Origin of the sequence: Loktanella sp. M215 (assembly GCF_021735925.1) — a bacterium.
Taxonomy (GTDB): domain Bacteria; phylum Pseudomonadota; class Alphaproteobacteria; order Rhodobacterales; family Rhodobacteraceae; genus Loktanella.
The window spans coordinates 278,012-302,999 of record NZ_WMEA01000001.1; the positions used below are offsets into that span (position 1 = coordinate 278,012).

General features: G+C 61.0%; 20 protein-coding genes. 12 read left to right on the forward strand and 8 right to left on the reverse strand.

The features are described 5' to 3' along the window. Nucleotides 1-9 precede the first annotated feature (9 nt). Both GLR48_RS01360 and GLR48_RS01365 read right to left on the reverse strand, forming a co-directional pair. Complete coding sequence (locus tag GLR48_RS01360; RefSeq protein ID WP_237058026.1) at nucleotides 10-198, reverse strand: hypothetical protein; 189 nt, start codon at nucleotides 196-198, stop codon at nucleotides 10-12. A 730-nt stretch (nucleotides 199-928) separates the two neighbouring features. Further along, entirely contained in the window at nucleotides 929-3,127 is a 2,199-nt protein-coding gene (locus GLR48_RS01365) for a retron system putative HNH endonuclease (protein ID WP_237058027.1), read from the reverse strand. Nucleotides 3,128-3,645: 518 nt separating this feature from the next. On the opposite strand from GLR48_RS01365, the gene GLR48_RS01370 reads away from it, so the two are divergent. Next, on the forward strand, nucleotides 3,646-4,233 hold the full coding sequence (locus GLR48_RS01370; protein WP_237058028.1) for a hypothetical protein: 588 nt from the start codon (nucleotides 3,646-3,648) through the stop codon (nucleotides 4,231-4,233). 12 nt (nucleotides 4,234-4,245) lie between these two features. Here GLR48_RS01370 and GLR48_RS01375 read toward each other — a convergent pair whose 3' ends face one another. The 4 genes from GLR48_RS01375 to GLR48_RS01390 all read right to left on the reverse strand — a co-directional run bounded on the left by GLR48_RS01375 (nucleotide 4,246) and on the right by GLR48_RS01390 (nucleotide 9,996). After that, nucleotides 4,246-6,990, reverse strand: coding sequence for an EAL domain-containing protein (locus GLR48_RS01375; RefSeq protein WP_237058029.1), 2,745 nt, complete (start codon nucleotides 6,988-6,990; stop codon nucleotides 4,246-4,248). Between the two features lie 112 nt (nucleotides 6,991-7,102). Further along, nucleotides 7,103-8,173 (reverse strand): FecR domain-containing protein, encoded by a 1,071-nt coding sequence (locus GLR48_RS01380; RefSeq protein ID WP_237058030.1) that lies wholly within the window; start codon nucleotides 8,171-8,173, stop codon nucleotides 7,103-7,105. Nucleotides 8,174-8,444: 271 nt separating this feature from the next. Beyond that, complete coding sequence (locus tag GLR48_RS01385) at nucleotides 8,445-9,710, reverse strand: sialidase family protein (protein WP_237058031.1); 1,266 nt, start codon at nucleotides 9,708-9,710, stop codon at nucleotides 8,445-8,447. An 88-nt stretch (nucleotides 9,711-9,798) separates the two neighbouring features. Continuing rightward, nucleotides 9,799-9,996 (reverse strand): heavy-metal-associated domain-containing protein, encoded by a 198-nt coding sequence (locus GLR48_RS01390; protein WP_237058033.1) that lies wholly within the window; start codon nucleotides 9,994-9,996, stop codon nucleotides 9,799-9,801. A 142-nt stretch (nucleotides 9,997-10,138) separates the two neighbouring features. Between GLR48_RS01390 and GLR48_RS01395 the strand changes: the two genes are divergently transcribed. The 3 genes from GLR48_RS01395 to GLR48_RS01405 all read left to right on the forward strand — a co-directional run bounded on the left by GLR48_RS01395 (nucleotide 10,139) and on the right by GLR48_RS01405 (nucleotide 13,734). Further along, nucleotides 10,139-12,649 carry a heavy metal translocating P-type ATPase gene (locus GLR48_RS01395; protein ID WP_237058035.1) on the forward strand — a complete coding sequence of 837 codons (2,511 nt, stop codon included), beginning with the start codon at nucleotides 10,139-10,141 and terminating at the stop codon, nucleotides 12,647-12,649. Nucleotides 12,650-12,659: 10 nt separating this feature from the next. After that, entirely contained in the window at nucleotides 12,660-13,052 is a 393-nt protein-coding gene (cueR, locus tag GLR48_RS01400) for a Cu(I)-responsive transcriptional regulator (protein ID WP_237058037.1), read from the forward strand. A 205-nt stretch (nucleotides 13,053-13,257) separates the two neighbouring features. Further along, a complete protein-coding gene (locus tag GLR48_RS01405; RefSeq protein ID WP_237058039.1) occupies nucleotides 13,258-13,734 on the forward strand; it encodes a hypothetical protein in 477 nt (158 codons plus the stop codon). 391 nt (nucleotides 13,735-14,125) lie between these two features. Here GLR48_RS01405 and GLR48_RS01415 read toward each other — a convergent pair whose 3' ends face one another. Both GLR48_RS01415 and GLR48_RS01420 read right to left on the reverse strand, forming a co-directional pair. Continuing rightward, nucleotides 14,126-14,584 carry a c-type cytochrome gene (locus GLR48_RS01415; RefSeq protein ID WP_237058041.1) on the reverse strand — a complete coding sequence of 153 codons (459 nt, stop codon included), beginning with the start codon at nucleotides 14,582-14,584 and terminating at the stop codon, nucleotides 14,126-14,128. A 170-nt stretch (nucleotides 14,585-14,754) separates the two neighbouring features. Beyond that, the gene (locus GLR48_RS01420) at nucleotides 14,755-16,305 is read right to left on the reverse strand and encodes a multicopper oxidase family protein (protein WP_237058043.1); all 1,551 of its coding nucleotides are present in this window, start codon (nucleotides 16,303-16,305) and stop codon (nucleotides 14,755-14,757) included. A 549-nt stretch (nucleotides 16,306-16,854) separates the two neighbouring features. On the opposite strand from GLR48_RS01420, the gene GLR48_RS01425 reads away from it, so the two are divergent. From GLR48_RS01425 to GLR48_RS01460, 8 genes are read left to right on the forward strand one after another with little or no spacing between them, the layout of a single operon-like run. Then, nucleotides 16,855-17,247, forward strand: coding sequence for an NADH-quinone oxidoreductase subunit A (locus GLR48_RS01425; protein WP_237058045.1), 393 nt, complete (start codon nucleotides 16,855-16,857; stop codon nucleotides 17,245-17,247). Then, complete coding sequence (locus GLR48_RS01430; RefSeq protein ID WP_237058047.1) at nucleotides 17,238-18,266, forward strand: hypothetical protein; 1,029 nt, start codon at nucleotides 17,238-17,240, stop codon at nucleotides 18,264-18,266. Before GLR48_RS01425 ends, GLR48_RS01430 begins: the two co-directional genes overlap by 10 nt. Beyond that, nucleotides 18,263-19,171, forward strand: a complete 909-nt coding sequence (locus tag GLR48_RS01435) for an NADH-quinone oxidoreductase subunit H (RefSeq protein ID WP_237058049.1) — start codon at nucleotides 18,263-18,265, stop codon at nucleotides 19,169-19,171. The genes GLR48_RS01430 and GLR48_RS01435 overlap by 4 nt, the downstream gene beginning before the upstream one ends. After that, complete coding sequence (locus tag GLR48_RS01440; protein WP_237058050.1) at nucleotides 19,168-19,830, forward strand: NADH-quinone oxidoreductase subunit J family protein; 663 nt, start codon at nucleotides 19,168-19,170, stop codon at nucleotides 19,828-19,830. Before GLR48_RS01435 ends, GLR48_RS01440 begins: the two co-directional genes overlap by 4 nt. A 1-nt stretch (nucleotide 19,831) precedes the next feature. Continuing rightward, nucleotides 19,832-20,137 (forward strand): NADH-quinone oxidoreductase subunit NuoK, encoded by a 306-nt coding sequence (gene nuoK, locus GLR48_RS01445; RefSeq protein ID WP_237058052.1) that lies wholly within the window; start codon nucleotides 19,832-19,834, stop codon nucleotides 20,135-20,137. Then, nucleotides 20,137-22,044: an NADH-quinone oxidoreductase subunit 5 family protein gene (locus GLR48_RS01450; protein ID WP_237058054.1), complete on the forward strand. Its 1,908-nt coding sequence runs from the start codon at nucleotides 20,137-20,139 to the stop codon at nucleotides 22,042-22,044. Before nuoK ends, GLR48_RS01450 begins: the two co-directional genes overlap by 1 nt. A gap of 1 nt (nucleotide 22,045) precedes the next feature. Further along, nucleotides 22,046-23,533, forward strand: coding sequence for a complex I subunit 4 family protein (locus GLR48_RS01455; RefSeq protein WP_237058056.1), 1,488 nt, complete (start codon nucleotides 22,046-22,048; stop codon nucleotides 23,531-23,533). Nucleotides 23,534-23,536: 3 nt separating this feature from the next. Continuing rightward, nucleotides 23,537-24,949, forward strand: a complete 1,413-nt coding sequence (locus tag GLR48_RS01460; protein WP_237058058.1) for an NADH-quinone oxidoreductase subunit N — start codon at nucleotides 23,537-23,539, stop codon at nucleotides 24,947-24,949. Nucleotides 24,950-24,988: the final 39 nt, after the last annotated feature.

Consider the following 24,988-nt stretch of genomic DNA (forward strand, 5'->3'; position numbering starts at 1 on the left):
GCTTGTTGGCTAGTCTATCGGATCGAGACCCCGATCCGCTAACCACTGCTCAAGCTCAAGTAAAAAAGCATCGATGAAGGCTTCGACCATCCCCACATAGATTTGTTCTGGGTGAACGAACTCGTTCAAGCATTCAATTCGGGCCGTTATAGATGTTGGGATTTCCCCTTCTCCATCCCAACTTTCCAATTCAGTCATCACGCGAGTCCTTATGGCCCGCAACGGTCTTCGGACCGAAACTCTGTCCAGAACAAGGTCAGCTCTGTTCAAGGCGCAAGTATTAATTGTGTAGCTGCCATAAGCACTTGGGCTCCCCGCCGAAATTCGAGGTCTAATGATTGGTAGCTCCTCGAACGCATTCCAGTCGAGCTCCAAAGTTGGATCTTGTCTGCAGGGGTCTATAAGTAAGGGATTCTCGTCGTCTAGACTGCATGCAACGCTATTTGCTCTTGGCCCAAGGATTTCGAAGTGGCTGGCCTTACCCAAAAGTTTTTTTGCAGGCGTTGCTTTCAGTTTGATTACTTCTTCTCGTGTCATGTTCTCAGTGACTAAATGTTGCCTAATACCCTGATTGCAGTCTCGGCATGTCGGGAGCAAATTCTCCCAGTCCGAGGCAAGCCACCAGTAGCCTGAATGATCTGGGACGCCTTCAACTTTGCCTTTGGGCCGGTAGTGTTCTATTTGTGCCGCGCCAGTCGCATTGATCTTACTTTCGCAATAAGCGCAATTACCTCCTGCCAAGTCCCATAAGGCTGACTTTATTTGTTGATTCCGATATGAATTGAAAGGATGAGCTCGATACTCAGCTAACCATGGTATCCGATTAGAGTAGTAGGTTTGAGCTGCACGCCGCTCATTTTGAACGGCTACACTCGGAGTGGTTAAGCATTCAGGAGCAGGGACTATTGTGCGATCAAGTTTTCGCAATTTAGCGCTCGCTTTTGGCTGAACGCAGAGCGTTTGCCACCGCAGCAACGGCTTTAGCACGAGCTGTTTGAGACAAGCTTCCCACCGGCTTTTCTCTGCCCCTAAGATATTGCAGTAGCGCCTCTTGTATTATCTGAGCTGTGGCGCTGTCACCTACAGTTAGCCGAGAAATAAGTTGGTCGGTTTCTTCTCCGAGCGAACCGCCTCGAACGTCCCCGCCATCCGATGAAATGCGTGCAATACCCATGTGTATGTCTGCATCAAGAGTACTCGCTAGACCGAAGTACTCAGAATTTAGCAGCTGTTCCGCTCCCATTCCCGAAACGTCGGGGAGGTCTATCATCTGAGAAACCCGTCCAGCTTCATCACGATACAAAACGACAACTTCACCATCGTCCATGCCGCGAACACAGAGGGGGTCATGGCTAGTCACAATGAACTGAACTTTAGGCAACGCTCTTCTAAGCGAGGACATGACCTGCAACTTCCAACGAGGGTGAAGGTGGGTGTCGATCTCATCGATCAAGACAACTGCTCGAGCATCTTCGAGATCCGTCCAGTGCTCAAGCAAGGCACGGCAGATATCAGCAGTCATCGCAAAAACGGAACGATAGCCTTCGCTTAGCCTCGACACTGGCGTCATTTGACCGTCGGCACGAACACAAATTCCGGACTGGGGATCATTGACGAGGTCGTCGTCATCTCCAATTGGAAGAATTGTCCGTATTGTTCGGGCAACGGCGTTGAACTTGGCGCCCTCGAGTTTACTAAGCCAATCTGTTGGGTCAGGTAAGGGTTTTGATGGATCGAAGAGGCTTCTCAGCCTTTCTGCTGAGCTCTTTTTGCGGGCACTTTTAGCAGCAGAAAAAAAGCGGTGAGGGCCATATCCTAAGACAATCGCAGTCTGAGGCGATGTACCTCCAAGCTTCTTAGAAACAGGATCGAAGGAAAAGACAGCAGGCTGCCTTTCGTTATGAAATTCTAGTTTCACCTCGATGGCCTCCGTTCCCCACTGGTCCCAAATATCTTTGCTCACACTTCTAGCAAGGCTACCGTACGGCAGATCTAGTTTCTCAATAGCCTTGGATCCAAGTAGGGCTAGGCCAACACCCAAGAGAAATGAGGATTTACCAACAGCATTTTCCCCGAGCAATAACATGCAAGGCGCACCCGCCCTTTCACCGCGCTTTAGGGGCATATTGATGGCAAGTTTTTCAATTGCTTTAAAGTTCGCAATCTGGATTGATGAGACGTTATCGCGTGCAAAGTACTCTGTCGCTTCAGTGGTTGCTTCAAATGAATCGGACTCTTGAGTGTCAGGTACACTAGCTCGATACTTGACCAACGCATTTCGCGAAGTATTCAGAAAAACCGAACTCTTTCCCTTGTCGGTCATTTGGACATCTAATATTGCGCCAGTCAACCGAGAGCGGAGAGCCTCGTCTGAATTAGCAATGAGCATCTTTAGTTCGTTTATTAAGTCGCGCCCAGTCACCTTGGATGTCGGCAGCTTCTTAAATTCAGCGATTGATCGAGCGATAGCCCAGTGCTGGCAAGCCAAAAATTCGCCACTTACTAAAAAACCTTCCGGATAGGTCGGGTTTCCCTCAAGCGAGCGCTTCCATATGTCCAAAGACTTTTCGCAAAATTTTTGCCGATCCAAGACCCAGCTTTCTCTGTTAAGCTGAAGGGTATTGATCGTTGCGAGACCCTTTTGGGAGTTGCTACGAGGAGTTATCAAGCCGGAACTCAAAAAAGTAAGGTGCTGGCCAGGATATTCAAATGTTGGATCAATCAGTAGGGGTTTTTCGATCGCCCGGGCGTCTTCTAACGTTGCCAAAAACGGTGCGTGCTTGCCTTTCAGTGGAAATAAATTGCTCTTTTTATTGTTGCAGTTGCGGCAAACGTAAAAAAGATTTTCCCATTCATAGGAAAGCCATGGATAGAGGCTCTTTGGGCGAAAGTGGTCAACTCCACCCTCATTGCCCAAATGGCATTCGCAAAATGCGCACTTATGGTCGAATTCATTCGCAATCTGCGAGTGCACATCTTCCCTGTGAAACAGGTCGGCGCGAATAGGCGCGCGCCTTTGTTGTCGCTCGCTCTCGGTTCTGCGGGCCCAATCAAAAAGCTCTTCTTTAGGACGCTCAACCAGCTTTAGGAACTGACTTGGCGGCTCACTACGATAAATTTTAAGCATTTTTCTCTTGGGTTAGGATGGGGGGAGGCAATCCGCGCTAAAAATAAGCACTGCTTCTCAACCTTTCCAGGAAACGTAGAGAAGATACAACCATGACTGAAGTCCGTAATGGGATGACGGGCCCCAATCTTATCTTTAGTCGCAATCACGACACCCCTGACCACTTGGCGACGATATATTTTAGGTGAGGTACAAAGTGTGGTATGAAAAATTCATATATTATAAAATTCTTTTAACAACTGATACTTGAGGTTTTTAAGGCGCGGACTTCGTCTCCGCCAGACCCCCTCAAATCCTCTGCTTTCAATCCTTGTTGAATGTACCTGTTTTCAGGGCATCGAGGCCCACCCCTTTGCCACACAGTGGCTATGGACATACAACAACGACCGCCCGAACATGGGCATCGGTGGCATCACGTCCGCAGTGAAGATGGCTGCGTAGGTTCTATGACCATGTCCCGTTCAAAACGGGCGGATTACCGTCCGATCGAATGTTCTCGATGTCTGCGAGGGAAGAGAATGAAAACGAAGATCATCTTGACCGTTACAGCGCTCCTTGGTGGAACGGCCTTCGCGGCGGCCCAGACACCACACGCCGGCCACGGGGTCGGCATGGATCACGGGATGCATTCTGAAGACCGGCCGCTTCCAGACACGATCCTGACCGAACCGGGACAAGGGGCTTTCGCCGCCCTGTCCGAGGTCGTGCGGGTGCTGGAAGCCGATCCTGACACAGACTGGAGCCGGGTTGATCTGGCAGGGCTGAGAGCACATCTGGTTGATATGGACCGCCTGGTGTCGGACACGATTGTGGAAGAGACAGAACTGCCGGACGGCCTTTCCGCGATGGCGACGGGAGATGCCGACACAGTCGCCACGCTCCGCCGGATGGTGCCCGCACACGCGGCCCAGCTGGCGCAGGACGACCGTTGGACCGTCGCGGCGGTCGATGCGAAAAACGGAGTGGAGCTTCGCGTGACGAGCGATGATCCCGCCGTCGTGGCGCGCATCAGGGGGCTGGGGTTCTTCGGACTTATGGCAAGCCAGGATCATCATCGCGAACATCATATGATGATGGCACGCGGAGAAGACGCCCACGCGCACTGACCGAGCGCGCGATTAAGCTGAAATGGGCAGGGAAAGACCCCTTAGAATATCATCCAGTGCCTGTGGCTTGCCGAAAAAATAGCCTTGGACAAGCTTGCAATTTGCATCGTGGAGTCGGTTGAACTGCGATTGAGTCTCTACGCCCTCACCCAAAAAAACCGCATCGATCCCATCGCAGAGAACCGCCACTGAACGCAGGATCGCATCAGCGTGACAATCATCGTCTGGCGCTTGGATAAAGCTCTTGTCCAGCTTGACCTTTTTCAGAGGGAAGCGGGACAGGTAGGCGAACGACGAATAGCCTGTTCCAAAATCATCCAGCGCCCAAGTCGGCCCCAAGGCCGCAATGGCGTGCATCTGGCGGATAATCTTGTCGGTGGTGTCGACAAAAACAGATTCCGTCAGCTCCAGGCAGAGCCTTGCGGGCCGCAACCCAGTGGCCTTCAACACCTGCTGCACCTCTACGGCAAAGGTGTCGCCGTGCAATTGATGACCTGAAACGTTGACGGCAACCTCGATGCGATCCGGCAGGTGCCGCGCATCGTGACAGGCCTTCGTCAGGACCCAGCGCCCTAATTCATGAATGTATCCGTTCGATTCCGCAATCGGAATGAAGACGTCGGGTGGCACCGAGCCCAGTTTAGGATGCATCCACCGCAACAGGGCCTCGACTCCGACAAGCTGCCCCGTTTCCATGTCAATTTGTGGTTGGTAAAGCAAGACGAACTCATCACGCGCGTGGGCACCCCACAAGGCATCCTCGATTTGCAGAAGCCTCGTTTTGTGGTCGGCCAGCGCGGGACTAAAGGGCATCGTGTCGATGCCGGTCGTATGCACAACAGCATCAAGCGCGATTTCGGCCTGCTTCAGCAGGGCGGCACCGTCAATCCTGACGGCCATCGGCTTGAAGGCGTAACCGACTTGAGGACGGGCGTCGATCATGGCGGTCTTGACCTGGATCGGCGTTGCCAGCGTCGTGTAAAGACGTTGTGCGAGGGCGTCGTTCTGTTCGGGCGCTGAAGGCGAAACGGACAGCACCGCAAAGACCTGATCGCTCAAGCGGCCAATTGCGGCCTGCGGGCCAAAGACGCCCCTCATTTGGGTCACGATTTCTCTCAGAAATGCGGTCGCGACCTCTCGGCCCAGAATGGCATTTACCTTTGCCAGCCCATTGATTTGAAGCGCCAGCACCGTCGCAGGCGTGTCGACGGAAAGTGTATCGGACAGCCTATTTTCAAAGGCATGGCGCCGGAATGCGCCTGACTGAACATCGTAGTTTGACAGATAAGCGATGCGCTGTTGCTGCAGGTGTTCCGTGGTGACGTCCGTGATCGACAGGGTGACCAGCGGCTCTTCAGTCATGCGGTGCAATCTGCCGGTCGCTGCGCGGCGCAGTTTCGACAACGTCGCGGTGTATTCGAAAACTTTGTCATCCAGCGCAATCTGCTGTGGCCCCGACCCGGTGCAACCCGGTCCAGCAGCAAGCGCAGCAGTGGCGATATCGGCAAAGACCTGCGGCAAGGCAATCGCTTTGGGTCCGGCTCCGAAATGCCGCTCCGCGCTGCGACTGAACGTCAGGATCATGCCACGATCGTCAATCACCACAATGCAGGCCGCGCTATGTTCAAAGATGCGTTGCAGCAACTCTGTCGCGTTATCCAGCCGGGCAACCTGATCGCGAAGCCGCCAATTCACCACGTCCAACGAGGCCGACAGTCGCCAGAACCCATAGCACAGGACGGCGACGTGAAAGATGGCCGTTGGTGATTGCAATTGGTCAGCGCGGTAAAGGACGTAGGCAAGCGCTTCCGTCAGCAGGCAGCTCCCCAGCAGCCCGACAACGACCGCCCAGGCGCGCAACCGCCGGTGCCAGATGTTCATGAGCGCCACCAGCAGAACGGACCAGCCGATGCCCCATGCGGGTTTCATCATCTTCGGTATCGTGCCGCTACGGAGGGTTTCGGCAGCGAGGGCGTGGATGACCGCGCCCGGAAGGATGCCGTGCACCGGGACATTGAAATTATCGCGCAGTTCCAACGCGAATGCTCCGACAATGACCGACTTGTCCTGAAACGCGACCGGATCGATCTGCCCCTGCAGGACATCGAAGGCGGAATAGATCGGCAGGCTGCGCGCCTGAACGCCGAAGTTGATCGAAAACGTGGTGTCGGGCGGGCCTTGCTGACCCGCAAGCACAGCGGCGACGGTCTCTATCGGACCATTTGGCAGATTTAGGCTGTAGAAATAGTGTCTGATCTCACCATCGGGATCGGCCGGTACGGTCACGGCGACGGGCCACGACAGCTTCTCGAACGGGGCATACGGTCGGTTGATGCCGACGAGACCGGCGCTCCCTTGGCCCATTGCGTCATCCTGGCCAAAGATCGGCAGCAGCACGCCGCCGCCGGCCCGATCCAACGCGTCACGCAGGGCGTCGTCCTCGGTGGGTATCGTTGGATAGCTGAAGTCGAAATCGAGGAAAATATCCCGCGCACCGCTCGTGCGCAGGCGATCAATCAACGCGCCATGGATCGACCTCGGCCACGGCCAGGCCCCCACGGCGTCCAAGCTGCGTTTATCGACGGCAACGACGACGACATCGCCGCTGGCAGGGGTCTGTGAATAGGTCATCCGCAACGCAGTGATGCGACGGTCAAACGGGGTCAGAACGTCCGTTTGTACAAAGATCAACAGAATTGCGATCAGGCCGACAAACGGCAAAAGGGGCCTTGATCCTCGACCGATTTTCCCAAGCACAAGGTCCGCCTTCACGATCGCAGTTCAGAGCGAAAAACAGTCTAACGGGTAACGGTTCATGTTGGGCAATGCAGACGCAAGACGCGCTGCGGCGCTCGAATTCCGCCTTGACCTATTTGCCGTTTTTACCAGCGTTGCCATTGCTCCCGGCATTGCCGTTTCCGTTGCCGCCACTGTTGTTCCCGGCATTGCCATTGCCGTTGTTGCCGCCACTGTTGTTCCCGGCATTGCCGTTGCCGTTGTTGCCGCCACTGTTGTTCCCGGCATTGCCGTTGCCGTTGTTGGCGCCGCCGTCGTTCCCGGCGTTGCCGTTACCGTTGTTGCCGCCACTATTGTTACCGGCATTGCCGTTGTTGCCGCCACTGCCGTTCCCGGGATTGCCGTTGCCGGCGTTCCCAGCGTTCCCGTTCCCGTTACCGTTGTTCCCAGCATTGCCGTTGCCGGCGTTCCCAGCGTTGCCGTTACCGTTATTCCCGGCATTGTCGTTACCGTTATTCCCGGCATTGCCGTTACCGTTATTCCCGGCATTACCTTTGCCATTGCTCCGAGTCTTATCTGGACGGTTCTCCCCGCTACGGACTCCCACGCCGGAGGCAGTCGCACTTTTGGCTGTCGCAGCGTTTCGAGCCGTCGACGTCTGCGCGGCTTGGCCCGCGGCAACGGATTCACGACTTTGTACCGTTGCCGATTGCCCGGGCCCTACTGGGACTGACCGATCCGATCCACGTTGCGAGACGGCAACCTCGCCACGTTCGACGCGCACGGTAGACCCGGTGGCGCTGACCGAAACTTCGAATGCCGTGCCCTTGACCACAGCCGCCAGATGCGGCGTGTTGACGAACGTGTGTTGCCGCGCGCGGGTTTCGACATCAAGAAAGATCACGCCCAGGCGCTGATCGACCCGTGTTTTCTGACCGTTCTCTTCCCACGTTGTAATCGCCGCCAGAGAATCTGGCTGAATAACGATCCGTTCCGCGTCGCGACGCAGTTGCACACGCGCAGACTTCGACGTGTGAATCCAACTGGTGTTGGGAATTTCGATCTCATTTCGGATCTGCGACCAGTTCTGTCCATCCAGCGAGTAGGATGCGCCAGCTGTCGTCCGTTCGACGATCCATGGGTTGGCCCAGACGAAATTTGCTATAAAGCACAGAAAGACCGTGAGAGCGCATTTTCTAAACATGAGGCTTTCCTTTGACAGCGTATGAGCGTGGTACCTGCCTATACGCAGAACACCTAAGGCCCGGTTAAACGCTCGAAGACCGACGGTAAGGCACCGATGACTGTCCGACATACCCATTGCGCCTTCGCTGGACACACGATCGCCTCGGCTGAAGTGGCTGCGTGTGAATGATGCGGCAGAAAACCGTCACGTCACGGCCACACGTTTTGCAAGCCGGACAGAAGAGTCCGGACTTTTCCACATTCGAATGCCTCAATCTCATCGGTTCAGGTCATTCAGACAGGTCGACCGTTCCGCGCGCGACATGAATGGCGGTCCCATCATCCGGTCGGCCCGCTGCATCGACGGACGGTGCGGTCCAGGCGATGTAGACATCGTCACCTGCCAGCGTCATGCGGGGAAAACCCATCGCGTTTCCCGTGCGATTGACCGAAATTGCGACCGGATCTCCGCAGCCGTCCGCCGCGGTCGCCCTGCAGGTCAGGAGCACTTCTCCGGCCGACGTCCATTCGACCCAGCTGACCAGGGCCGATCCGTCCACAAGTTGCAGCAGGTCGACCCGGCCCGCGGGTCCGCCCAGATCGATCTGTCGTGCGGGCCCAAAGCTGGCCCCACGATCATCCGAGAAGGCCATCTTGACCGCTGGCACGCTGCCGGCGCCGGTGAACCAGACCAAGGCTGCATGATCGCCGCGGGCTGCGATGGCGGGGCCGTTCACCGGGCATCCGTCGATTTCCCAGCCATCGCCGCTGACAGGCTGGGGATCTGTCCATCTCCCCTCCACGCGCCGCACCACCGAAATGTCCCTGACTTCGTCCGCGGTCCGATCACGGTAGGCCAGCAGGACGGTCCCGTCGTCGGTCACGACCGCACTCGTCTGACAACAGGTACAGGTCCGGTCGTCCAGCAGCAGATCGTCCGACAGGGCTCGGTCGCCAGTGACAGTCGTCGCCCGCAGCTGCATGGCGCCGGCGTCCGTGCCATCGCCGCCAAGCGTATCGCCGGTATTGTAAGCCCGTCCATCGAGCCACATCGCCAGCAGACCGCCCTTTGCATCGGGTAAGAGTGTGACAAAACCATGCTGACGGGCCAAGCCGTCCCGGTGTGGCACGATGGGCGGGTCCCATGTCGTGCCGTCATCACCCGAGATCGCAATGTTGACGTCGTAATCGTAATAAGACTGCCCGTTCATCCGCAGAAACGTGACGGCGATCCGGCCATCCGGCAGACCCACGGCGGACGGAAAATCCGCGTAGTTTATGAACAGGTCATCACCCTCAGCGACCGTGACAGGGGCCGACCAAGTGGCACCGTCGTAGATCGCGGTTTCGACCTTGGCGAAGGTGTCACCGGAGACTTCGGTCCAGGACATCAGAACGCGACCATCTGCAAGCGTCACAAGAGACGGCTCTTCGACAACACCGGTGCTGGGCACGTCGATTTCGGCCAGCGTGGAAAAGACCTGCGCCGCTCCCGGGCTGCCGGTCAGGCCGAGTATGCAACATGCGATGAGACAAACCAGAGAGCCGCGTGTCATGGCAAAAACCTTTTACACAGAAAACACGACCGCGCCGGTACGCGGCGCAGTCCTCGGAATGAAACCGGCTTTGGCGTAACGGCTTGGGTCAGACCGTTGCCGCCGGATAGCCTGCGTCTTTCAGGGCTGCACGCAGATTTGCGTCGTCGTGCCCGGTCGCAATGGCGACCGTGCGGGCCGGCATGTCGAACAAGAGGGTTGCGCCGGGGTCGAGAGCAAGAACCGTTTTCTCGACGGTCGCCTTGCAATGGCCGCAGCTCATGGCAGGAATGGAATACGTGGTCATCGCAGTCTCCTGTGCTTGATTTGACATATGGCGCCTTCCCCCGCTGGAAGGTCAAACGCAATTCTGTGGAAATGCACTCTTGACCTTCCCCCGACTGGAACCCTTATGTAAGGCGCTGAACCAGAGCGTGAGGCACCTTTCCATGTCCGATATGTCCCCGATCACATTGTCCGTTACTGGCATGTCCTGCGCGTCCTGCGTGGGGCGCGTGCAGCGCGCCCTTGCTGCGGAACCGGGCGTCACGCTGGCCGAGGTCAACCTCGCGACCGAGACGGCACGGGTCACAGGCACCGTCCCGCCCGCCCGTCTGGCCGCGGTGCTGTCGGATGCAGGCTATCCCGCGCGGGATGCGGTCGTCGATCTGGCGATCGCGGACATGACCTGTGCCTCCTGCGTGGGCCGCGTCGAACGCGCCTTGCTTGCGGTGCCCGGCGTCACGGCGGCCGCAGTCAATCTGGCGACGGAAACGGCGCAGGTGCATGTCATCGACGGCATGGCGACCCCGGCGGATCTGATCGCTGCGGCGACCGCTGCGGGCTATCCCGCCACGCTGAATGGCGGTGCCGGGTCCGGTGACGCCACCACGGACCGCGCCGCCCGCAAGGATGCAGAGGCGCAGGATCTGCAGCGCCGCATGATCATCGCTGCCGTCCTGACCCTGCCGGTCTTCGTGACCGAGATGGGCGGACACGTCTTTCCCGCGCTGCACCACCTGATCGCGGACAGCATCGGGATGCAGACATCCTGGATCATCCAGTTCCTGCTGACGACCCTCGTGCTGGCCTGGCCCGGGCGGTCTTTCTATACCAAGGGTGTGCCCGCCCTGCTGCGCGCCGCCCCCGACATGAACAGCCTTGTGGCACTGGGGACGGCGGCGGCCTGGGGCTATTCCACCGTGGCCACCTTTGCGCCCGCCCTGCTACCGCCCGAAGGCCGCGCCGTCTATTTCGAGGCGGCGGCCGTCATCGTCGTCCTGATCCTGCTGGGCCGCACGCTGGAGGCGCGGGCAAAGGGCCGCACCGGGGCCGCCATCACGCAACTGATCGGACTGCGGCCCAAGACAGCGCAGGTGGAACGGGACGGGCAGATCATCACCCTTGAAGTCGCCGACATCGCCGTCGGCGATCTTGTCCATGTCCGGCCCGGCGAACGGCTGGCCGTGGATGGTGAGGTCACGTCCGGCGGGTCATGGGTCGACGAAAGCATGATATCCGGCGAGCCTGCGCCGGTCGACAAGCAGGCGGGGGCGACGGTGACCGGCGGCACGGTCAATGGCACCGGCGCACTGGTCTACCGCGCGACCCACGTCGGGTCCGATACGGTTTTGGCGCGGATCGTGCGCATGGTCGAGGATGCCCAGTCCGCCCGTCTGCCGATCCAGGCCCTCGTCGATCGTGTGACCCTGTGGTTCGTCCCTGCCGTCATCGCGCTGGCCGCGCTGACCATCGGCGTCTGGCTGATCTGGGGACCGGCACCCACGCTGGCCCATGCACTGATCGCCGGAGTCTCGGTCCTGATCGTCGCCTGTCCCTGCGCGATGGGTCTGGCAACGCCGACCTCGATCATGGTGGGCACGGGCCGCGCTGCGGAACTGGGCGTGCTGTTCCGGCGCGGCGATGCCTTGCAGGCGCTGCAGGGTGTCCGGGTCGTCGCACTCGACAAGACCGGCACCCTGACGGCCGGGCGACCGGAACTGACGGATACGATCATGACCGACGGCTTTGATCGGAACGACGTGCTTGCCCTTGTCGCAGCCGCAGAAGGGGCCTCGGAACACCCGATCGCCAGCGCGATCACCCGGGCGGCGCAGGCGCAGGATCTGGTCTTGTCAACGGTCTCGGCGTTCCAATCGATCACCGGGCTGGGGATTTCCGCGACCGTGGACGGACGGACTGTCCTGGTCGGGGCCGACCGGCTGATGACGCGCGAAGGCGTCGACATGACCGCAGCCCCCTCTGCGACCGCCCTCGCCGACCGCGGACGCTCGCCGCTCTATGTCGCGATCGACGGGCGGTTGGCGGCGTTGTTCGGCGTCGCCGATCCGGTCAAGCCCGGCACGGCCGCCGCCATTGCCGCACTGCATTACATGGGCCTGCAGGTCGCGATGATCACGGGCGACAACGCGGCGACGGCGCGGGCCATCGGGGCGCAACTCAAGATCGACGAGATCGTCGCCGAGGTGATGCCCGACGGCAAGGTCGCCGCACTGGACCGGCTGCGCCACACGCAGGGTGCCATTGCGTTTGTCGGTGACGGGATCAACGATGCCCCGGCACTGGCCAGCGCGGACGTGGGGCTGGCCATCGGGACCGGCACGGACGTCGCGATCGAGACGGCGGATGTCGTGCTGATGTCCGGCGATCTGCGGGCGGTCGTCGATGCCCTGTCCGTCAGCCGTGCGACGATGCGGAATATCCGCCAGAACCTGTTCTGGGCCTTTGGCTACAACGTGGCGCTGATCCCGGTGGCGGCGGGCGTTCTCTATCCGCTGAACGGCACGCTACTGTCGCCGGCCCTGGCGGCGGGGGCGATGGCGCTGTCCAGTGTTTTTGTCCTGACGAACGCGCTGCGCCTGCGGCGGGTGCCGTCGGCGGCCCCCGTCATCGCTTCGCCAGACGCACCGCAATCCCGGCCCGTCCCCGCAACAGCATAGGAGCCACACCATGAACATCGGTGAAGTGTCGACCCGGGCGGACCTGCCCGCCAAGACGATCCGCTATTACGAAGAGATCGGGCTGGTGAAACCCCTGCGTGACCCCAATGGCTACCGTGCCTTCCGCGAAAGCGACGTGCATAAACTGGTCTTTCTGGGACGCGCGCGGGCGCTGGGATTCACCATCGAGGATTGCCGCGCCCTGACCGCGCTGTGGGAGGACAAGGCGCGCGCCAGCGCGGACGTCCGCAGCATCGCGTCCGACCATCTGATCCAGATTGAAAACAAGATCGCCGATCTGCAGGCCATGCACGAGACACTGTCGCATCTGGTCTCATCCTGCGCCGGCGACGATCGCCCCGACTGCCCGATCCTGCAAAGTCTGGAAAAGGCGACCCGCTAGGCGGCGCACCTACGGCAGCCCAGACCATATTTGCCCGTCTTCGTGATGATCGCAAACAAGGCGGTCGTCACGTCCGCGCGTAGGTATCCGAAATCGCACCAAACGGGCTTTCTGGCGACCAGATCGACAATGATTCCAGTGCCTTGCCCCCAGGTTGGCGAAGCTCTGCAAAACCTTCTGAATACAAATATAAATGAGACGAGACATGGCGCCACCAACTACAGACGTCCGCCAGTTACCTGTGGAAGTCGATCTTCTCGCTTTGTCTTTCCTAGGCCATTTTGCATGGGAGATGCTTCAGGCCCCCCTGTTCTCAAGCATGAGCGATGTAAGCCATTTTGCCGGAATATTCATTTGTCTGAAGGCCACGTTGGGGGATCTGGCAATCGCTCTTTCGGCATTCTGGAGTGCGGCAGGCGTGGGTCGAAGTCGAAGATGGTTCATGCGGCCGGGCCAACGTGCTTGGGTGGTATTTTTTGCGGTCGGGCTGCTGCTGACCGTCGGTTTGGAGTATGTCCACACCCAGATCACGGGACGTTGGGCGTACGACGGGGCCATGCCGGTCCTCCCTGTCATTGGCACGGGTTTGACACCGATCCTGCAATGGATTTTCGTGCCGATGCTGGTTCTGTGGTATCTGCGCAGGCTAGATCGAAAAATCAGTCATTCAGTTTGTCCTTAAAACGGGACCTTCGGCGTTTTGCGCTGATGCAGTCGCGTCTGGTCCTGCGCAGGCGACGACCGTCCCGACGGCACCATCCTGCAGAGTCTGGAAAGGGTGACGGATGTCGTCAATGCAGCACGTGGCACGGCACGATCATCGCGGATTGCGGCCGAAGGGCAGACCATGGCAGGTAAGACCGGGTCCAGTCCGGTGTTCAGCATCACGGCGGCGGAACTTTCTGCCGGCGTGCGCAGTCAGGCGGACCTTCCATGGAACCGCCGGGACCATGCGCTGTGCGCCGCCTTTGCGCCGGCAGCCAAGGTGCCTATAAAGATCTTCATCGGAAGAACGACAGATGTGGACGGTCCGATGACACCCTTCAGACTGCACGCAGCGTCGGCGTGTGACATCAGAAGATACCATTTTCCTGTTGAAGTTCGCGAATGTAGCGCGCGATCAACATGACATCGGCGTTGGTCACGCCATCGACCGGGGGCATGTTTCCAAACCGCCAATGATGCGCCCGTACGCCATTTTTTGCCGCCAGCACGAATGCCACGTCAGAATGGTGGTTGGGCTCGTAGATCTTGTGGACCAGCGGTGGCGCCACGCCAGTCTGCCCTGCAGCATGTGTGCCGTGACACGATGCGCATTTCGCCTCGAACCCGCGCTGCCCCATCCGGGCGTCGGCCGAGAGTTCGGCCGGAACCGCAACGTCGACGATTGGCGCAGTGCTGGCCAGCGGGCTTAGAGCAGCAGGTTGCATGGATGCAGGCATATCTTCGGGTGAAGCCTGTCGGGCGGCCCAGTAGAAGCCCAAACTGGCAAGCACGAAAACCGCGATGATGGCCTTATACGTGTTGTTCATCTTGTGCCTTGTCTCTCGTGTGGGGGGCGCGTTTCACGCGCGCAATCCGATGCAGGACACGGATCAAGCACGACAACCGGAGTCAGGCTCGACTTGCAAGGCGTCGAGGCCCGGCCTGCAAGGCGTAGCACATATGGCCTAAGATGGGTGCGCCCCCCGCGCTGCGCGTTCTAGATGTATTTCACCGTCGTCATCATGCCCGCCGCCATGTGGTAAAGGTTATGGCAGTGCAACGGCCATTCACCGGGGTTGTCAGCGTCGAACTGGATCGTGACCATTCCCATCGCCGGGACCAGAACGGTGTCCCGCATCGCGCCGGATATTTTCTGCCCGTCGATGCCGACGACCTGAAAGTGGTGTCCGTGCAAGTGCATGGGATGCGACATCATGGTCATGTTGTGCATCGTGATTTCGACGCGGTCGCCCGTAGAGACCTCCAGCGGTTGACGGTTGTCGAAGGTCTGCCCGTCGATCCCCCAGACATAGGTCTGCATGTCGCCCGTCAGCATCGCCATGATCTGCAGCGTGACAGGTTTGGCCGGAAGCAGCGATGCGGCCACAAGCTGACGCTCCTGTTCCAGAAGGACGGGAGCGGATTTTGTGTCGGCGGCCGCGGCGATCTTCGTGACCGTCGCACCGGTCGGTGCCAGCACGATCCCCGTGCGGGCGATGTCCCCTTCGCGCTGCGCCAGCACAGGAACGGCGGCACCGTCGGCCGGCATCGTGACCTCGATATCGATGCGTTGCGCCATGGCGAGGCCGAACCGGCTGCCGCGCAGGGGGTGAACGGGCATGCCATCGACGGCTTTGACCGTACCCTCGATCTGGCCAAGGTCGATCCAGAAGTTTGTCGATGCCGCCCCGTTGATGATCCGCAGCAGGACAGTATCGCCCTTTTCGACACCGACGATTTCAGGATCGGCCAGCGTGCGGTCATTGGCGAGATAGGCATCGAAGGTGATATCGTTCAGGTCCATGTCCATGTTGTCCATGGCACCCATCGCCATGCCGCCCATGTTCATCGCGGGCGTCGCTGCGGCCCGATCGTTCCCGCCCATGGTCATGCCGGAATGGTCCATCCCTGCCATGCCGCCCATGTCCATCCCCGGCATCGCGGTCCCGCTGTCGGCCATCCCCATGTCCATCGCTGCCGTGCCGGATCCGACGACTGCGGCGCCTTTTCCTTTCAGGGTCGCAAGGATCTCTTCTGGCGGTGTGAATGAGAAATCGTGCAACAGGACGACGACCTCCTGCATCTGCGGCTGGCCCTCGCGGACAATAAGGGGGGCGGCCATCAGCTGTGTTTCCTGCAAGCCCATGTGCGAATGCATCCAGTTGGTCCCGCCGCGCGGCAGATCGAAGCTGTAAACCATCGACGCACCGGGTGCGATGGGCTGTTGGGACAGCGGGTTGCCGTCCATGCCGAACGGGGGCGTCAGCCCGTGCCAGTGCATGATCGTGGCCACGTCAGTCGCGTTGGTCAGCGACACGTTGAACCCACCCGCGGCGTCAAGGATCAAACCGGATCGTCCCGTGGTATCCGTGATTCCGAAGACCGTCGCAGCCTTGCCGTTCACCTCGATGGTCCGTGTGCCGACCGTCAACGATTGACGGGGCGTCGCAGCCCAAGCTGCCGGGCTGAAGCCAAGACCGGCGGCGAGCGTGGTGGACCCGGCGAGAGCCAGAAATTGACGACGGTCAAAGGCGTGTTGATCGCGCATGGGGAGAACTCCGATGTGACTGGTCTGGAAGCAGATTTTATCGATGTTTTGCGCTACCCACCTTCCTGTAGGGGAAGGCAAGTCGCTTTTGAGGCCGCCAGCCTCAGATCGCGGTCCTGTGATTACCGCAGTGTGTTCGCAGGGAACGTGGTGGCATCAGGGCCATCGGGATCATCTCAGACGCTCCAACGTCACCCGACGCAGCCGCAATTGTTGGGGAGAGAAGAAGTCCGCTTACGGTATAGAGCGGCCCTGCACCGATCGGACTGCCAAGCGCGTTGCAGGCCAGACGACCAAGAAGTCCGGCTTGAGACTGGACAACCTCGCAGGGCCAGTGTTCAGGCCCGCGTTGCCAAATGGTCTGCATGGGATTGATACCGCGTCAGAAGCCCTTTCACATCGATGAAACCTCCGCAATTTGAGCGGGACATCTTCGGGAAGACCTGCTGTCATCATGTCCGGAGATCAAAAAAATTCAGCATCTGTGGAACCTTCCCCCGCTGGAGGTCGGTTGGTTCACGAGTTCTGCACAGCGCCACGTGGCACATCATGTCCGGCGACCCCGTCAAGAGGGATCTTCACAGACCCATGGAGACAATTTTAACCCTTACCGGTGTCTTTGCCTTAACGCTTGTGTTCGTCGGCGGTCTTCGCGCTTCGGGCTGGTCTGATTTTTCCGGCCCGGCCACGGCACCGCAGCAGCGCCCGGTGTTGGGCGGCGGCGATCCGCAAACCCACGCGTGGCAACGGTTCCACGCCCGCTATTACACCATGACCCTGCTTTTCGTCGCCTTCGAGATGGAAATGATGTTCATGTATCCGTGGGCTGTCGTCTATGTCGCAGAAGGCGGCAAGGCCTTGGCTGAGATGGGCATGTTCCTTGCGATCTTGTCCGTCGGCATCCTTTATGGATGGCGGGAAGGCATTTTCAAATGGGAATGACGTGGATCACGCGCCTTGCGGCTGGTGCACGGGTGCCTGTGTTCATCGCAATGGGGGACGGTGCCCCAGCCGCGGCAACGACGCTCTCTCGGCACCCGGGTCTGTCAGTCGTTGATACGCCGCGCGCCGCCAGCATTCTGCTGGTGGCTGGCCAGATGCCTGACGCTCTCATCCCCTATCTGCATCGTCTGCACGACCAGCTGCCGCATCCCAGAGCGACGCTTTTGTGGCAGTCCCCTCCCCTCCCTTCCTTGCCGGACGCCATCGCAGTCGCCGCTGATGATGACATCGGCCAGGCGGTGGCAGACATTTTCGCCGAGGTGCTGGCAGGCAAGCGTGCCTCCGCGCCCGATATCCTGCCCGACGCGCCCCCTTCGGAATGGCGCGGTGTCGGCCCTCACGGGCAAGGCGGCAAGGGCATGATGGGTGGCACACCTTACGGTCGGCCAATGGCCATGACCGACAACGACATCCGCGACGGGTTGGCGCTGGACAGTTACACAGCTGCTTTCGGACCGTTCCTGCCGTTCTTTCCGCCCGGTCTGGTCTTGACACTGACGCTGCAGGGCGATGTGATCCAGAAGGCCGTGGTGACGCATCCGCCGTTCGACCATGACGGGTCACCGCTTGCCACGCTATTAAACCTGCTCGGTTTGCCAGCACTCGCCACCAGATCATTGGGCGACCGTGCCGACGATCCCGTCCTGCGGCGGTTGATCCGGCTGTCCGGTGCGCGGTTTGCGATCCCATCCGGGCTGGGTCGATTGCCCGACGGATCGGACGTGCGGACCCGGTTCGATCGCATGACCGGGGCAGCGCCGGATGCCGCCTCGCAGGATGCGGGCGACACGACGCTTGAACATTTATTAGTGGGTCTGGAATGGCATTCGGCCATGCTGGTTTTGTGCAGCCTCGATCCCGCGATATTGCGCGATATCTGCAAAAACAGCGACACGGGTGATCAGGACGAGAAGCAGGACGAATCCGGAAGTGAGATGCACGCGGGGCATATGTCATGACGCTGCTGACCGTGCTTGGCATGCTCGTTTTCCTGTGCACCAGCGTTTGGCTGGCGGTTGCTCTTGATACTGCGTGTCGCGGCTGGATCTCGGGACAGGGTGCCGATCGCGCGGACGGACCGCTCCGGACGGCAGCCCTGTGGTTGACACAACAGCGGCTGACCACTGAGGCCCCTGACCGGATGAACGCGCTTTTGTCCATTGCCGGTTACATGGCGCTGGCCCTGACCGGGCTGGCGCTGGTGCCGTTGGGACCCGACACGGCGCTGATCGCCCTTCCGACCAGCGTTGTCCTGTGGGGCGCGTGCGAAGCACTGGTCGTTGTCGTCGTCTTTCTACATGGCTGGTCACCGAATGCGCCGCTGGCGATGATCGGGGCCTACCGTTATGTCGCCATTGGCCTGCCGATCATGCTGCTCAGCATGTTCGCCCTGATCGCGGCCGCCCTGCCCGCCCAGTCGCTGGACCTGCGCGACATCGTAACGGCGCAAGCCGATGTCTGGAACCTGATCCGCCAGCCGCTGGGCCTGCCGCTGTTCCTGCTGCTTGGCCTGTCGCTGACCCTGCGCGGCCCGTTCGACTATGCTGATAGCGCCGATCTGGCGGGTGGAACCTCTGTCGAAGCGTCGGGACCGGACCGCCTGGGCTGGCAGATCGCGCGGCTGGCGATGCTGACGGGGTTTTCGGCCATGGCGGCGACCATCTTTCTGGGCGGCTATCTGGGGCCGCTGCTGCCGGGGCCGCTCTGGATCGCTTTGAAGACCCTTCTCGTCATGACCCTCGTGATCGGCCTGTCGCATCTGGCAGCGCGCATGCCCGTGTCCCGCATGATGAGCCTGATCTGGATGGTCCTGTTGCCGCTGTCGTTCGCTGACCTGATCTGGGCAGGAATGGTGGCGCTATGACAAAGGATATCTTGTTCTACGCCCTCTCCGCACTCGCGATCTGGAGCGGTTGGCGCGTCTTTCGGGTCGATTCCATGATCCGCGCGACGTTTGCGCTGATGGTGTCCTTTATCGCTGTGGGTGGCATCGCGCTGCTGATGTCAGCGGATTATATTGGCGTCGCCACCGTGTTCATGATGGCCGTCGAGATGATGGTCATGGGCCTGTTCATGGTCATGTTCATGATGAACCCCGCCGGCCTGAACCCGATGCAGATGGTGCATCAGTATCGCTTCTCCATCGGGGCCGGGATCGCCGCCTTCGTCGGCCTGACCATCGCCATCCTGACGACACCGCTGCCCGATAACCCGTTGCCGCCGGGCGGCGACACGCTGCGCGATCTAGGGTTCGAACTTCTGGGCAACTCCATGCTGATTTTTGAGACGGCGGGCGTGACCCTTTTGGCAACAATGGTCGGTGCCGTCGTGCTGTCGAGCGCCAGTGGACGCTTCGGGTCGGCCGGGCAAGGGTCCGTCCCGCCCGGCCTGACCGCAGGCGGTCCCCCGGCGGGTCGCACGGCCGAAGACGGCAAGGGCCATGGTGGCCACGCCGGACACGGCATGAGCATGCAGAAAAAGCCCGCGATGCAGGCCCATGACGATCACGGAAAGGGCCACTGACATGACCCTGACGGCCCTTCTGATTGTCGCCGCGGCATTGTTCGGCATTGGCCTGTTCGGCGCGCTGTCGCAGAAGTCCTTCGTCATGCTGATGATGGGGCTGGAGCTGATGCTGAACGGGACCCTTCTGGCGACCGTCGGATTCTGGGCCTATACCCTTGCCGGTTTGCCAAAGGGGCAGTTGCTGGCGATCCTGATCATGGCCGTGATGGCGGTCGAACTGGCCATCGGCTTTGCGCTGGTCGTGGCGGTCTATCGCAAGCGGCAGGCGGACGTCATCGAATCCATCAAGACGTTGAAGAACTGATGCTCTGGCTGATCCCCCTTTTTCCGATCGTCGCCGGCGCTGTGATCGCAGCGATGGGCGACCGGTCGCGGCGCTGGCTGGGCACGGTTGCTGTCATGGTCTTGGGCGCGACGCTGTGTCTGACGCTGCTGGCCGCTGCACAGGGCTGGACCGCGACACTGATCTGGAGCGATGCGATCCGTCTGTCCGCCGCACTCACGCCGCTGTCGGCCGCCATCGCGCTGATGGTGCCGACAGTGGCGCTCGCAGTGGTGTTTCATGCGACCCAGCACGAGGCTGCGCAGGGCATCGGGCGTCTGACCGGACTGATGATCCTGTTCACGGGCGGGATGCAGCTGGTCGTCGTCGCGGGCGATCTTTTGACGTTGTTGATCGGATGGGAATTGATCGGTGCGTGTTCGTGGGCGCTGATCGCGCACAAGTGGCGCGCCATCGAAAACCCTCGGTCTGGTCTTTACGCCTTTGTCGTCACCCGGTTTGGCGATCTGGGCCTTTTCGCCGCGGCGATGGCCCTGTTTGCAGGGACCGGATCGTTTGACTATGCCGGGATCGCGACGCTGTCAGGGCCATTGTCGTTCATCGTCGCCTACGGGATTTTGCTGTCCGCCGCATCGAAGGCAGGACAGGTGCCATTCGCGCCCTGGCTGTTTCGCGCGATGGCCGGGCCAAGCTCTGTATCCGCCCTGCTGCACGCGGCAACGCTGGTGGCGGCCGGGGCCTACATCATCGCGCGCCTGCATCCGTCCCTGTCGGTTGTCCCGGGGTGGCAGGCAACGACCATCGCGATCGGCCTGACGACGGCATTGGCAGGCGGCGTCACCGGCGTCCTGCAGAACCACGCCAAGCGCCTTCTGGCGGCTTCGACCTCTGCCCAGTTGGGGTTCATGTTTGTCGCTATCGGTGCGGGCTACCCCGGTGTGGCGGCGATTCACCTGATCGTTCATGCGACCTTCAAGGCCCCGCTGTTTCTTGTCGCCGGCGCAGCTGGCGATGCGACAGGCAGCTACCGGCTGGACCGGATGCGGCTGGGGCAGATCATGCCGCTGATGGCCGGCCTTGCGGTGATCGCCGCGGCCGGTCTGGCGGGCCTGCCACTGACCGGCGGCGGCTGGAGCAAGGAAGAAATCGTCAAGGCCGCAGAGCACGCAGACTTCTGGCTCTCGGTCGGCGTCATGATCGGCGGTGCCCTCAGTGCCGCCTATGCGACCCGGTTCGTGCTCTTGGCGTTTGGCCGTCGCAGTGACGACGACCGCGACATCGCGGCCCCCGGTTGGGCGGAAACCGCAGGTCTTGCCGGACTTGGCGCCCTGACGCTGGCGACCGGTCTGCTGTGGGTGTCGCCCCTCTCCGACACGCTGGCGGCAGCAACCGGATTCACCCTGCCCGAAGGCAGCACGCTGGGCCTCGTCCTCTCGCTGATCTGCGTGGCTGTGGGGGTCGCCTCCGGCATCTTCCTCGTGCGCCACAACCCCGCCCTTGGCCGCACCGGCGCTGCGGCGGCCGCGTCGGATTGGCTTGGCCTGCCGACGCTGATCACACGGTGCGTGGTGCTGCCGTTCGATGCGCTGGCACGCGCTGCCGCACGTTTGGACGACGACATACTGGATGCCGGACCCCGTGGCGTTGCCGCGCTGGCCCGACGCGGTTCAATGGCGATTGCGGCCATGGACAACCGGGTCGTCGACAAGGGCGTCCGCGCCACCGCCGCCTTTGGCGACTGGCTGGCCCGGGTCGCCGACCGCTTCGGAGAAGCGCTATCTGACGGCATACCCGAAGGCACGGCCGATATCACCGGCATGCTGGGACGCGAGGCACGACGCCTGCAATCCGGCCTGTCACATCATTACTACGCCTACATCGTCTGCGGCATCTTTGCCGTCGTCGCCATACTCGCTGCAGGAGCCTGACATGCTGACACTCGCCATCCTGATCCCGATGCTGGGGGCACTGGCGCTGGTCCTTTCACCGGGCCTTGGACATGAAAAGGCCCGGTGGCTGTCCATCGGCGCATCGGTCCTGTCCTTCGCCTGCCTGATCATCGTTTGGGCGCTGTTCAAGACCGGAGAAGAGGCACCGGCATTTCAATCCGTGGCCGAGGTGCCGTGGATCCCGTCGCTGGGTGTCGCGTGGCGCGTGGGCGTGGACGGCATGTCGCTGGCCCTGTCACTGATGAGCGGCGTGCTGTTCATTGCCTGCATTGCCTGGCCGATGGAAAACCCGGACCGGCCTATCGCTTATTACGCGTGGTTCCTGTTTCTGGAATCCGTGTCGCTGGGCCTGTTCCTCGTATTGGACCTTTTGCTGTTCTACGTCTTCTTCGATCTGAGCCTTGTCGGCATGTTCTTCCTCATCGGGCGATGGGGCCACAACGGCGCAGAGCGGGCAGCGTTGAAGTTCTTTATCTATACGCTGGCCGGATCGCTCGCGATCCTGCTGGCGATCATCGGGCTGGTCCTGTCTGTGGACCCGATCACGTTCGACATGCGCGCGCTGATCGCGGCGCAGCCACTGGCGGGCATGGACCTGCGCGGCGGGCTGATCCTGCTGGGCTTCATGGTGGGCTTTGCCGTCAAGACGCCATTGTTCCCGGTCCATACATGGTTGCCGCCGGCGCACGTCATGGCCCCCGGCCCGGTATCGGCGATCCTTGCAGGCGTGCTGCTGAAGATGGGCACCTACGGCATGGTACGCATTCCGCTGCAGATGCTGCGCGAAAGCTTTGCCGCCTATGCCCTGCCCATCGCGCTGTTCGCGCTGGCCTCGATCCTGTGGGGGGCCATCGTGGCACTGGGGCAGACCAACTTGAAACGCCGCATCGCCTACACCTCGGTCAATCACATGGGCTATACCGTGCTGGGGATCGCCGCCGCCGGGGCCATGCTGGCCGGTGCAGAGAATGCGCGGTCCCTTGCCCTGACCGGTGCCGTGGTCGAAATGGTAGCCCATGGCCTGATTACCGGTGCCTTGTTTCTGATCGCAGGCGGGTTCTGGGCGCGCAGCCAGACCTACGATCTTGACGCCTTTGGCGGATTGGCGGGCGTTGCACCAAAACTGACCGTCGCCGCCGTCATTGCGGCCTTCGCCAGCCTTGGCCTGCCGGGACTGGCAGGTTTCGTGGCCGAGGTGCAGATCTTCGTCGGCGCCTTTGCCGTGTTCCCCGTGATCGCAGCCATCGGCCTTCTGGGTATCCTGATCACGGCCGCGCTGTTCCTGCGGCTCTTGCAGCAGGTCTTTTTCGGCGATCTGCCGACCGCGCGGAAAGGCTTTCCCGACCTTAGCCGCCGCGAGGGGGCCGTCCTGTCGTTGCTGTTGTTCCTCGTCGTGCTGATCGGCATCTATCCGCGCTGGCTGCTGGATCTGATCGGCAGCGCAACCCGTGCGATCGTCGGAGGATAGGTGATGCCAATCGGCGACTTGTCCCCAGAGATCGCGATCATCGTCGCCGCGGTGCTGGCCCTGCTGTTTGCGGCCTTTGCGCCTCGCAGGTGGCAGGCGGGTGCGGCCTTGATCGCTCTGGCAGGTATTCTTGTCGCCGCCACCCTGCTGGTGCAGCAAATTGGTGAGACGCGATTTACCTTTTCCGGCACCTGGGCCATCGACGGGGCCAGCATCTGGGCGCGGCTGATGATCCTGTTCGCGACGGCGTTCTGCATCCTGCTGTCGCCCGGCTGGTTTCGCACGGACCCCCGCCACGGCGAATACTACACCATCCTGTTGCTGTCCGCTTTGGGTGCCATGGCCATGGCCGGGGCCGGCGATCTGCTGCAACTGGTGATCGCGGTGCTGCTGTCATCGGTCACCGGCTACACACTGGCCGCGTGGCACCGCGACTGGGCCCTGTCGGTCGAGGCGGGCATGAAATACTTTCTGATGGGGGCCTTGGCGAACGCCTTGCTGGTGACGGGCGTCGCGCTGGTGCTGGGACTGCTGGGCGACAGTGGCTACACCGCACTCTCGGCGACCTTCGCGGCGGGTGTTACGCCATCGCCCCTGTTGTTCGTGGGCTTCGCCCTGACGCTCGTCGGCGTGGCCTTCAAATTGGGGGCCGTGCCTGCGCAGGCGTGGTTGCCCGATGTCGCCGAAGGCGCGCCGGTCCCATCCGCCGCCTTTCTGACCGTCGTGCCAAAGATCGGGGCCGCGATCGCAATGGCGCGGCTGGTGCAACTCGTCCCGCCCGACGCATTGGGACTGCGCCCTCTGCTCGCCGTCATGGCGGCTTTGACCATGACGGTCGGCAACCTCGCCGCACTCTGGCAAGACGACGTACGTCGCCTGATCGGCTGGTCCTCGGTCGCACAGGCCGGATATCTGCTGATGGCAGTCACGGTGCTGGGCCTCAGCCCCGACGCGCTGATGGCGGTGCTGGCCTTCGTCGCCAGCTACGCCATCGGCAATCTGGCGGCCTTCGCCGTCGTGGCGCACCTGCGTGGGCGCACGGCGATCGCGGACTATGCCGGGTTGGCGCGGCGACAACCCATCGCGGCTGCAGCGCTTGTCCTGGCATTCCTGTCGCTGGTCGGTATCCCGCCGACCGTCGGATTTCTGGGCAAGCTGACGCTGTTTCTGGCAACGATGCAGGGCGGCTACCTGTGGCTGGCCTTGCTTGCCGCAGCGAATACCGCAGCGTCATTGTTCTATTATGCGCGCATCATGGGGACCATGTATTTTGGAACGCCGCCTGACACGGTAGAGGTTCTGGACCGTCTCAGCGGGGTTGCGATGTGGGCCTCTGCCATCGCTGTCCTGGGCGGTGCCGCCGTCGCACAATTCGCGTTCGCCGCCTTCCGCGTCAGCACCCTGTTGCCGCTGTGATACGCTCGCGGCAACACCGCGGTATGACTGCGGCCATGT